The organism is Massilia sp. CT11-108 (assembly GCF_047302915.1).
Classification (GTDB): domain Bacteria; phylum Pseudomonadota; class Gammaproteobacteria; order Burkholderiales; family Burkholderiaceae_D; genus Telluria; species Telluria orientalis.
Genome location: NZ_JBKYMO010000168.1, coordinates 1 through 11,500 on the forward strand (window position 1 = coordinate 1; position 11,500 = coordinate 11,500).

7 protein-coding genes are annotated in these 11,500 nt (G+C 65.5%); 1 reads left to right on the plus strand and 6 read right to left on the minus strand.

Annotated features, from left to right (window positions below):
- Window positions 1-810, plus strand: an 810-nt coding sequence (locus ACEN88_RS15015; RefSeq protein ID WP_413340776.1) for a glycoside hydrolase family 9 protein, incomplete at its 5' end; no start/stop codon positions are given.
- 243 nt (window positions 811-1,053) lie between these two features.
- Here the strand turns inward: ACEN88_RS15015 and ACEN88_RS15020 are convergent.
- The 6 genes from ACEN88_RS15020 to ACEN88_RS15045 all read right to left on the minus strand — a co-directional run.
- Window positions 1,054-2,133, minus strand: a complete 1,080-nt coding sequence (locus ACEN88_RS15020) for an SGNH/GDSL hydrolase family protein (protein WP_413340778.1) — start codon at window positions 2,131-2,133, stop codon at window positions 1,054-1,056.
- Entirely contained in the window at window positions 2,130-3,230 is a 1,101-nt protein-coding gene (locus ACEN88_RS15025; RefSeq protein ID WP_413340780.1) for a glycosyl hydrolase, read from the minus strand. The genes ACEN88_RS15020 and ACEN88_RS15025 overlap by 4 nt, the downstream gene beginning before the upstream one ends.
- Complete coding sequence (locus ACEN88_RS15030; RefSeq protein ID WP_413340781.1) at window positions 3,227-6,103, minus strand: TIM-barrel domain-containing protein; 2,877 nt, start codon at window positions 6,101-6,103, stop codon at window positions 3,227-3,229. The genes ACEN88_RS15025 and ACEN88_RS15030 overlap by 4 nt, the downstream gene beginning before the upstream one ends.
- Window positions 6,104-6,252: 149 nt before the next feature.
- Window positions 6,253-7,914, minus strand: a complete 1,662-nt coding sequence (locus ACEN88_RS15035) for a DUF5597 domain-containing protein (RefSeq protein WP_413340783.1) — start codon at window positions 7,912-7,914, stop codon at window positions 6,253-6,255.
- Window positions 7,915-7,999: 85 nt separating this feature from the next.
- A complete protein-coding gene (locus ACEN88_RS15040) occupies window positions 8,000-11,005 on the minus strand; it encodes a TonB-dependent receptor (RefSeq protein ID WP_413340785.1) in 3,006 nt (1,001 codons plus the stop codon).
- Between the two features lie 92 nt (window positions 11,006-11,097).
- On the minus strand, window positions 11,098-11,500 hold a 403-nt coding region (locus ACEN88_RS15045; protein WP_413340787.1), incomplete at its 5' end, for a glycoside hydrolase family 95-like protein.

The following is an 11,500-nucleotide window of genomic DNA, read 5'->3' on the forward strand; positions in this document are numbered from 1 at the left end:
CAGCGCTACCTGGCCGCGGCGGAGCGCGCGTGGCGCTGGGCGGTCGGCCATCCGGCCGTGCTGTATCGCCAGCCGGCCGACATCAAGACGGGCACCTACGGCGACGAGAAGGTCGACGACGAATTCTCGTGGGCCGCGGCCGAGCTGTACATCGCGACCGGCAAGGACGAGTACCGCGCACGCGCCCTTGCGCCGGCGGCGGGCGTGCAGACGGAACCCGGCTGGTCGGACGTGCGCCCGCTCGGCTGGATCTCGCTCGCGCAGCAGGGCGCGCGCCTGAAGAACCCGGCGGACGGGGACACCGCCCGCAAGCAGATCCTCGCGGCGGCCGACACCTTGCTGGCACGCTGGCAGGCGTCGCCGGCGCGGCTGTCGCTGGCGAAGTCCGACTTCGTCTGGGGCAGCAATGCCGTGCTGCTGAACCAGGCCATGATGCTCGTGCAGGCCTATCGCCTCACGAACAAGGCCGACTACCTGAACGCGGCGCAGTCGGCGCTCGACTACACGCTGGGCCGCAATCCGCTCGGCATCAGCTATGTGACGGGCTTCGGCTCCCGCTCGACCATGCATCCGCACCACCGCCCATCGGACGCGGACGGCATCGCAGCGCCCGTCCCCGGCTGGCTCGCGGGCGGTCCGAACCCGGGCCAGCAGGACGCCAAGGATTGCAAGGGCGTGTCGTACGCATCGAAGCAGCCGGCCCTGTCGTACCTGGACCATGGCTGCAGTTACGCCAGCAACGAGATCGCGATCAACTGGAACGCGCCGCTCGTGTACGTGGCCGCCGCGCTGCAAGCACTCCAGCGCTGACGCGGGACATCCCCGGCTCCACTAACGTCGCCCCGGGCAAGTGGGAGCCCAGGTTTTCTTGTGCCGATGTGGCGCAAGCAGAACCTGGGTTCCCGCCTTCGCGCACAATAGCATCGTCATTCCCGCGCAAGCGGGAATCCATACTGAGTATGCTAACTACGTTATTCATTTCGACCTCGTTGGCTACACAGAGTCGACTTCGAGCAGTCAGCATGGGTTCCCGCTTTCGCGGGAACGACGGTTTCACCAGTTCATCTTCTTCTTGATGAACGCCGTCAGGATCCCCGCATTGTCACGCTGGTGCTTCAGGCGCGGATGCTGCCCGTAGCCGGTGAACGGAAAGAACACGGTATCGATGCGCTGGTCGCCGCCCTTGCGCATGTCTTCCACCGCCGACTTGATATAGCCCGGCCACTGCGACCCCGGCTTCGTCGCATCCATGCTGCCCAGCGCGCACACGATGTAGGCCTTCGGGTACAGCTGGCGGATGCGCTTGACGAACGTCTCGTACGCGGCGATGCGGCCCGCGTCGTCCGGCTCCGGCTGCAGCTGGTGCCGGTCGCCGATCAGCCAGCGGTCGTTCTGCAGCAGGTTGATGACGACGACGTCCGGCGTCCAGCGCGCGAAATCCCAGCGCGTGTCGTTGTTGCCGACGGCGCTCAGCTGGTCGTAGAAGTCCGGCATCGTGAACGGGAACCAGCTGATCATCACGCCGATGCCGCTCTGCGACGTCTGGTGCAGTTCCGCGTTCAGGGCGCGCGCCGTGATGCCCGCGTACGACAGGTAGCTGTTCTTGTCGCGGCCCACGTCGTCGCGGCCGTTCAGCGGGGCTTCGTCGCCCATGCCGCTCGTGATGGAATCGCCGAAGAATTCGATGCGGCGCTTGGGACGGGCGGGCGGCGCCAGCATCTGGCCGCCGTCCGCCAGTTCGAGACCGCGGAACACGGTCGCGCCCTCCTCGCCTTCCGTGCGCTTGGTGATCAGGAAGCTGTGCTTGCCCGGAGGGAGTCCCGCGATCACGTCGTACTTCTTCGAACCCTGGCCCGCTTCGATGATCAGCGGGCTGGCCGTGTCGCCGTCGATGAAGACGTTGAAGTAGTTCTTGCCCTTTTCGTCGTCCAGCGTGACGGACAGCGAAGTGCCCGTGAAGTTGCCGGCGATGGCCGTGTTCGGCCACGTGATGACGGGCGCGTCCGGCTGGGCGAAGTCGATGCGGCCCGTGTACAGCAGGTGCTTGTCGCTGGGCGCCACGGCCACGGCCGCGCACGCGAGGCCGGCATGCAGCAGCGCGGCCAGCACGAAAGTCTTGGTCAGTCGTTTCATTGGGGAGCTTTCAGGAATGCGGGCAGCTCGTCGAGCGTGATCACGTCGGGGTGGCGATACACCTTCGTCTTGTGCGCCGCGTTGTTGTAATAATCGCCGGTCCAGAAATTGTCCTTGTCGGACGTGCCGGCGGGCGCGCGGCCGTCGTTCCACGTCAGGAACCACAGCCAGCGCGCACCGTCGCGCCGCATGTTGTCGGGATCCGGAATGTAGCTGTTCTCGGTCATGGCCACGGGTTTCGTCGCGGGGCCGATGGCCGCCACGCGGCGGTAGATGTCGATCTGCGACCGGTACGTCTTGCGGTCGCGCTCATCGTACACGTCGTAACCGGCGATGTCGACGACGTCGTCGCCCGGATACCAGCCCGCGTCCTGGCCATTCCACACCCAGATCAGGTTGTGCAGGCCATGCTCGCGCACGAGCCGATCGAACATGTGCCGGTACAGCAGTTTGTAGGCCTCGGCATTCGACACGCCGTCCGCGCGCTTGCGGCCCCACCAGAACCAGCCGTCGCCGTTGCTGCCCGACGCTTCGTGCAACGGCCGCCACAGGACCGTCACGCCGGCCGCCTGCAGCTTGCCGAGTTCCACGGCCACGCGGTCGATGTCGGCGTCGATCTGCCGGCCCGCGGGGCTGGACGTATCGAGCCGGCCAGCGCGCACGGGGATCGTGAACGCCGTGTTCTTGCGCGCATCCGGCTCGCGCGCATAGAAGTTGCCCTGCGTGCCCGCCGGCGCCGACGGGTCGCGCCAGTGCCAGCAGAACGTCACGAGGCCGCCGCGGCGCGCCCAGGCGATGGCTTCATCGACCTGGTGCGAACCATCGCCCTCCCGCCACGTGTTCATGAAGTCGAAGCCCATCAGCGCCGGATACCTGCCGGTATCGTCGAACACGCGGCGCGCCATGTCGACGCTGTCGTTCCACGTCAGGTCCTGCTGGCCGGCGATGGTCTGCCGGCCCCAGGTCTGCACGAGCCACGTGTATTCCGCACGCGTGCGGGCGTCCGCCTGCGCGTCCACCGGCGTCGCGCGCGGCGATGCCGCACTGGCCGAACCGGCCAGTGCGAGCGTCAGCGCAAACGGGAGTCCCCGCTTCACAACTTCACGGTGACGGGCTTGCCGTCATAGGTCACGGTCTTGTCGGCCGCATCCATGTCCGCGCTCGTCGCCACGCCGGCACGCAGCACGCGCACCTTGATCTGGCGCGTCTGCGGCATGCCCTTGTACTGGCCGCTCCGGGCACCGATCGTGACAGTGCCTGTCTTGTCGTCGTAGCTGAACGGGATGCGGCTGAACTCACCGCGCTCGTACGCATTGGTCACGCCGTCGTCCTCGTACAGGCTCGCCTGGCCGTTGGCACCGGCGTACACCTGCAGCACGATCGGCGCGTCCGGCTTCTCGTCGACATACTGCGTGACCGGACCGGTCGGGATCACGGCGCCCGCGCGCACGAACACGGGGATGCGGTTCAGCGGAGCATCCACCTTCGCGCTGGTGCCGCCCGCGTAGCGCTTGCCGGTGTCGAAGTCATACCAGTCCGCGCCCGCCGGGAAGTAGACGGTGCGCTCGCGCGCGCCGTACGACGTCACCGGCGCCACCATCAGCGCGTGGCCGAACAGGTACTGGTCCTTGATGTCCTTGACCTTGTCGTCCTTCGGGAAGTCCATCACGAGGCCGCGCATCATGGTGCCGTTGGCGTAGTGTGTGTCGGCCGCCATCGAATAAATGTACGGCATCAGGCGGTAGCGCAGCTTCAGGTAGCCCACCATCGAATCGCGCATCGCGTCGTCGCCGGCCGCGATGTTGTAGATCTCGCGTTTCACGACTTCGCCGTGCGAGCGGAACAGCGGCGAGAACGCGCCGAACTGGAACCAGCGCAGGTTCAGCTCGCGCCATTCCTTCATGTCTTCCGGCTTGGCCTGGCCGCCCGTCGTGGCGCGGTTTTCCTGCGCGGAGCCCACGTCGCCGTACTGGAAGCGGTTCTCCTGCGCATAGCCGCCGATGTCGTGCGTCCAGTTCGGGATGCCGGACATCGAGAAGTTCACGCCCGATGCGATCTGGTCGTACAGGTTGTTCCAGCGGCCGGCCGTGTCGCCGCTCCACACGGCGACCGAGTTGCGCTGGATGCCGGCGAAGCCCGAACGCGACAGGATGAACTGGCGCTTGTCCGGCTGGTCGCGGCGCAGACCTTCGATCATGCCGCCCGAGTGCACGAGGCTGTACGGGTTGAACGTGATCTCACCCGGACCGTAGACGGTCGGCCCGATCAGCTTCTTGAAGTCTTCCAGGCGCGAATTCGACAGCACGTCAGGTTCGGTGTTGTCCATCCACCAGGCGTCGAAGCCCTTGGCCACCAGCTTGTCCTTCATCTGGCGATAGTAGATGTCGCGCGCTTCCTGCGTGTACGGATCGTAGTGGCTGTTCTTGTAGCCCTTGCCGACCCAGTCCAGCGCGCCGTCCTCGACGTTCTTCGTCCACATGTGGCCCTTCGCCGCCAGTTCCTTGTAGTTGTCGGTATTGGCGTAGAACTTGCCCCAGATGGAGATCATGATATGCGCGTGCTGCTTGTGCACTTCGTCGACCATGCCCTTCGGATCCGGGAAGCGGACCTTGTCGAAGTCGTGCGAACCCCAGCCGTCTTCCGGCCAGTAGAACCAGTCCTGCACGATGTTATCCAGCGGCCAGCCGCGCTTGCGGTATTCGGACACCGTGTCCAGCAGCTGCTGCTGCGTCTCGTAGCGTTGGCGCGACTGCCAGAAGCCGTACACCCACTTCGGCATCATCGGCTGCTGGCCCGTCAGCGTGCGGTAGCCGCCGATGACGTTGTCCATGCTGTCGCCGCTGATCACATAGTAGTTGACGGCTTCGGCGATCTCCGACGACATCGTCAGCGAATGCCGCTCCGGTGCCGGCAGCGGATCGTTGTGCGTCATCGCGATCATGCCGCCCGACGGCTTCCATTCCAGGTGCAGCTTGACGGGTTTGTTGGGCGCGAACTTCACCTCGAAGTTGTGGTACCACGGGTTCCAGCCCTGGCGCCACACGTCCATGACCTGCTTGCCGTCGACGGTGAGCGTCGCGTAGTCCGACGCGTACAGCTGCATCTTGTGCACGCCCGCTTTCGGGCTCGCCATCGCGCCGTCCCACACGACTTTCACGTCCTTGCCGCCCAGCGCCTTCATCGACGGGAGTTCCTTCGGCCAGAATTCCTCGACGTCCTTCAGGAACTGGTAGGCGATGTCCTTCTCTTGCCGGGTCAGCGCGAGCTTGCCGTCGATGTAGTAGCGCGCCGTCAGGCCGCCCGGCTTGCCCTGCTCGTCCGTCAGCTTCAGGTCGCGCGACAGCCACGCGTACGGCTTCGAATCGCCGAAGCGCGTGATCGAGTTCTGGTCCCACAGCAGGCCGTAGTTCTTGTCCGAGACGACGAACGGCACCGACGCGATCATGTTGTGCTGCTGCAGCAGGACGTCTTCGCCGTTGTAGTTCATCTGCGCGTTCTGGTGCTGGCCCAGGCCGTAGAACGCATCCTTCGTGCCGTAGTTGAAGCCTTCCTTGATCGCGAGGTAGGGCTTGCCGCCCACCTGGATCGGCGTGATGGTTTCCGCCGCCTGCGTCAGGAATGCCTTGCCGGCCGCGTCGAAGAAGCGGACCTGGCCATCCTTCAGCGACACCTGCGCCGAGATCTTCTGGGCCTTCAGCGTCACGGCATCCTTGCCGTCGGCCACGGTGAACGCGCAGCTGTTGCACGGTTTGGCGACCGTCATCAGCGACGGCGTCAGTTGCTTGCCTTCCTGGTCCAGCTTGACGACGTGGACGATGTTATCGGCCATCACCTCGAGGCGCACGAGCTTCGCCGGACCGGCGTCCGGACGCACTTCGATGCCGGTGGCCGTTTTCTGGACGGTGCCTGCGAGGGCGTGGCCGCCTGCGGCCAGCAGCAGCGCGGCGGCTGCGATTCGCGTTAATTGCATGATTGTCTCCTAGAGTAAAGCGACGCCGCTAACGTCGTCATTCCCGCGCACGCGGGAATCCATACTGAATCGGCTCAAGACGCGCAGCATGGGTTCCCGCTTTCGCGGGAACGACGACGATTTTGCACCGCCGCGAGGTATTGTTTGTTTTAGTACGACCCCATCTTCACCTTCAACACCGTCGGCACCGCCGGCAGGTTCAGGCCATAGTCGGTCTGGTCCCCATTCCAGTTCCGTTCCATGACCCACTTGCCGTCGGCGTCGAAGCGACCTTCTTCCACCCGCGCATAACCCGTGGGCTTGCCGGCATTCGGACCGGTGCCGGACAACTTCACGCGGATCTGCTGGCCCACGATCACGAATTCGTCCGGGCCGATCTGCGCGATCGCGGCGCCGCCGGACGGCTGGTCCGTGCCTTCCGCGTATTCGTTCTTGTCCTTCAGGTATTCGCGCTCGCCGAACTGGAATTCGCGGAACGACAGGTGCGCGTTCCAGCCGTTCATGGTCACGGTCTGCGGCTTGCGGTCGTCGCCTTCCGCGACGCCGTACGTGCGGCCTTCGTACGCCCACTTCGCCCACACGCGCTGCATCGGCGCGAACACGTCGTAGACTTTCGCGAACGGCTCGATCATGCGCTTGTCCGTGTACTTCGAACCCAGCGGATAGTTGCTGTACATGGCGTAGTCGAAGCCGAACGGCGCGACGCCCAATGCGCCCTTGCCGATGATCTGGTAGACGTAGCGTGCATAGCCCGCCGCATTGCCCATCTCCGGCACCATCAGCGGATTATCCGGGCGCTGGAACAGCTGCAGCGTGGCGCTCACGTTGCTGGACTCCGGCATGTAGATGTCGGGGCCGGCGAAATCGATGTGGGGCGCGGCCGCCTTATAGATGCCGATGACGTCGTACGTCGGGCCGCCGGAGGCGAAGTCCGCCTTCCACGGCGGCGCGGGCTTGTCCAGCACCGGCGCGCGCAGCGCGTTGTTCACGTACATCGGCAGGTCGTACACGGCGCGGCCGGCCTTGGCGATGTCTTCGATGTAGCTGGCGATGGCCCACGTATGGAAATACTGGTCGGCGTAGTCGCCGTACACTTCGCTCCACGAGCCCTGCTTCGCACGGCCCGCCGGCGGCGGCTGGTGCGCGAGGACGGCGGCCGGCACCGGCTGCTGGAACGCGGCCTGGGCGCGCGCCGCGTAGTCGCGCGCCACGCCATAGGTGCCCACTTCGTTCTCGACCTGCACCATGATCACGGTGCGCTTGTCCGAGTCGATCTTTTTAATATGCTCCATCAGCGCGACGAAGGCTTTCTTGTCGGCGGCCAGCGTGGCTTCGCCGAACGGCGACAGGCAGTAGCTCGTCTTGCCGTCCTTGTCGATCATGCGCGGGAAGCGCTTGTTGTCGAACTTGACCCATTCCGGCGCGTACGCCGGGCCGGTATTCTTCCAGGTGCCGAACCACAGCAGCACGAGGCGCGTCTTGTGCTCGCGTGCCTGCTGCACGAGCTTGTCGACGTAGCTGAAGTCGAAGGTCCCTTCCTTCGGCTCGATCTGTTCCCACGCGACGGGAATCTCCAGCGTGTTCGCATGCACGTCCTTCATGGCGGCCCAGACCTTCGGCAGCGCGGCCGGGTAGTTGCTGGAATTGTGGGCCTGGCCACCCAGGATCAGGAACGGGGCGCCGTCGACCATCAGGGCGTAGCGGCCGTCCTTGCCCACGATGCGGGGCAGTTCGGACGCGGCGTACGCGGCGTGGCAGGTGGTGGCGGCGAGCAGGCCGGCGGCCAGCAGGCGGAAGGACATGGATTTCATATGCGAACGGGTCTCCTTCGGTCGCGGTGGTTGTAAAAACGGGCGGCCAGTGTCGAAAATGAGCGGCCGCCCGTCCGTGATGCGCTTAGAACGAGTAGCGCAGCGACGCCGTGTAGCGGCGGCCGGACACGAAGACCGCGCGGGTCATCATGCCGATCGACTGCTGCATCAGCTGTCGGTACTTCGAGTTGGTCAGGTTCTGCGCTTCCACGCCGAGCGACAGCTGCTCGTTGATATTGTAGAAGAACGAACCATCCAGTTGGCCATAGCTGTCCGACCACGTCGGCAACGCCCACGCGACCGTCTGCGTCGTGCCCGTGGCCGGGTCGACGCGGCGGCCGTCCGTGCCGTTCGTGCCGTTGACGTTCACGTTCTGCAGTGCCTTCGAACGCCATGCCCACGCGAGGCGCGCCGAGACCTTGCCCTTGTCGTACAACAGGGCCAGGTTGTAGGCGTTCTTCGACAGGTTCTGCAGCGGCAGGTTGCCGAAGGTCGCGCCGTTGGTGTCGCAGCCGTTCTGGTTCAGGTTCAGGTTATCCGCGCCGTTCGAGCTGCCCGTGCAGAACGCCGAGTTGACCGGATGGTACAGGTCTTCCTTGCTGTCCACGTAGGTGTAGTTCGCCTGGACGCCGAAGCCCGACATCCAGCCCGGCAGCTTGTCGAAATACTGCTGGTACGCGATCTCCATGCCGCGCGCATGGCCGCGCGCGCCGTTGACCGGGCCCGTGACCGTGAACGTGTACGGCGTGCCCGTCACGCCCGCGACGTTGTAGCCGTAGGACTGGTTGATGATGATGTCCTTCAACTGCTTGTTGAAGACGGCCATCGTCAGCGAACCGGCCGGCGCGAAATACCACTCCGCCGACAGGTCGACCTGGCGCGACTGCACCGGACGCAGCTTCGGATTGCCGGTGCCCGTGCCCGTCAGGCCGACGTTGTTCACGGTGACGACGTTGCCGGTCGTGGTCTGGTCGACGTTTTCCGACAGGGTCGTGTAGCTTTGCAGCTGCGAATAGTCCGGCTTCGAGATGCCCATCGCGGCCGCGAAGCGGAACTGCAGCTTGTCGGTCGCCTTCATGCGCAGGTTCAGGCTCGGCAGCACATTGTGGTAGTGGTTGTCGAAGTCCTGGCGCGTCGAGAATGCCGCGATGTTCGGGATTTCCGGACCGACGACCGTCGTGCCCTCGGCCGGCTGCGTGATGTTCGGATTGAACACCGTGTAGCCGTGCGCCTTCAGCAGCGTCTGCACATAGCGCACGCCGATGTTACCGTCGATCGGGTACTTCAGGTCGTCGAAGCCGAAGCGCAGCTGCGTGTAGAACGCGCCGGTACGCTCGGACAGGTCGTTGGTGCCGGCCGGGTCGGTGCCGAACGTCGCGGGCGACCACGGCGTGCACGGGTTGGTCGTGCCGTTCGCCTGGTTCGCCTGCTGGCACAGGATGTCGTGGTAGCTGTGCAGCGTGGCATAGCTGCCCGGGTAGCCCGTGGCCAGCGCCACGTTCGGGAACACGAGTGACGGGACCGCGGTGTTATTGTTGAAGAAGTTCGTGAACTGGTGGACCTGCGTCTGGTTCGAGAAGCGCGGATCGCTCAGGTACGCGAGCTGGCCGCCCGTGTCCGACTGCCACGGCTGCGTGATCGCCGCCCAGTTGTAGCTCGGGTTCGAGTTCGTCGTCGTCGAATCGGCCTTCGTCAGGCGCACGCCAAAGCGCACGTCGCGCAGGACCGGATGGTCGAACGTGTACTTCGCGTCGGTCTTCCACGCCCATTCGCCGGCATGGCTGTCGTCGAAGTGTTCCTGCGTGAACGCCCAGTAGTAATTGGCCGGATTGGCCAGGTAGGCGGTCTGGACGTCGTCGAACGTCAGCTTCGGTACGGAGCCGGACAGGTCCACGTTCTCGTACGGCATCTTGACGGCCGTGGCGACGGTCGAGTCGAAGCTGTTGCTCGTCGCGCGCACGCGCTGCACGTCGGTGTCGATCTGCCAGTCGCTGTTCGGACGCCACATCAGGTGCCACGAGATGTCGGTCGTCTGCGACTTGCGGTTGGCGGCGCGGGTGTCGGCGCCGAAATCGATGCCCTTGTCGGTGGCGTCGGTCAGGGTGCCGGTCAGCAGCTGGCCGTTGGTGCCGTAGGTGCCGTTCGTGACGCCGATGTTGTACGGGCTGGCGGACGAGAAGATCGCCTGCTCGTCCCACTGCATGCGGTACTTCGACTTGAAGTACGTGAGCGACGACTGCAGGTTTGCGTCCCGCTTCCATTGCAGCGCACCGTAGAGGCCCTGGCGCTTGCGGTCGAAGTTCAGCGTGCGGTACTGCGAGCCTTTCGGCACCCACACGTTCTGGCCGGCGACCACGTCGCTGCGCTGGTAATACGGTTCGACCTGGAACGCGTCGGTACGGGTGCCGCTCTCCGAATACGCGTAGTCGACCAGGGCGCCGATCTCGCCGAAGCCCGTCTTCCAGCGGTCGGAGAACATGAAGGAGCCGGACGGCTGGCGCTTGCCCTTCTTCAGCTCCGAATACGTGTCCTGCAGCGACGCGGCCATCTTGCGGCCCTTGAAGTCGAACGGCATCGCCGTGCGCAGGTTCACGAGGCCGCCAATGGCGCCTTCGATCTGTTCCGCCGACGGGTTCTTGTAGATGTCGATACCGGCCATCAGCTCCGGCGGGACGTCCTCGAAGTTGAGCGAGCGGCCGCCGTTGGCCGAGAACGAATCGCGGCCGTTCAGCTCCGAACGGGTGTACGACAGGCCGCGGATCGTGACGCCCGAGCCTTCCACCGAGTAGTGCTCCGGGTCGCCCTTCGACATCGTGCGGTCGATGGTGACGCCGACCACGCGCTGCAGCACTTCCGTGATCGAACGGTCCGGCAGCTTGCCGATGTCGTCCGCGACGATCGAATCGACCATCTCGTCGGCATCGCGCTTGAGCGCCTGCGCCGAATCGAGCGCGGCGCGCTGGCCCGTCACGACGACGACATTGCTTGCCGTCGGCGCCCCGGGCCCCGTCTGCGCGGCCGCCATCCCGCCGGCCAGCAACGCGACATGCGTTACGGCCACGGCGATGGCTGTTTTCTTGAACTGATACATTTACATCTCCTCTTGGCTGACAACAGGGCCCATCGAATGACGGTGCCCTTCACTGCAAAGAGACGACCTCTCAGGGTCTGCCTCTGAACTCCTCAAAACCGTGCCGCGTCCAGCCGCACGCTGTCGCCCGGACGCAGTTTCACCGCGACGGTGCGCGCGCCATAGCGCACGGTCGCGGCACCGCTGCCTGCTACCCTGCGCACGACGGCATCGACGAGACGGCCGCGCGTCCAGCGCATGTCGACCTCGAATCCGCCGCGCGCGCGCAGGCCTTTCACTTCACCATCCGGCCACGCCGACGGCAGCGCCGGCAGCAGCTGGATCGCGCCGGCCTGCGACTGCAGCAGCATCTCCGCGATGCCGGCCGTCGCGCCGAAATTGCCGTCGATCTGGAACGGCGGATGCGCATCCAGCAGGTTCGGATACGTGCCGCCGGCATTCAGTTGCTCCGAGCCGGCGCTGGCCTGCTGGGCCGCGCGCGCGCCGGGGCTGGCC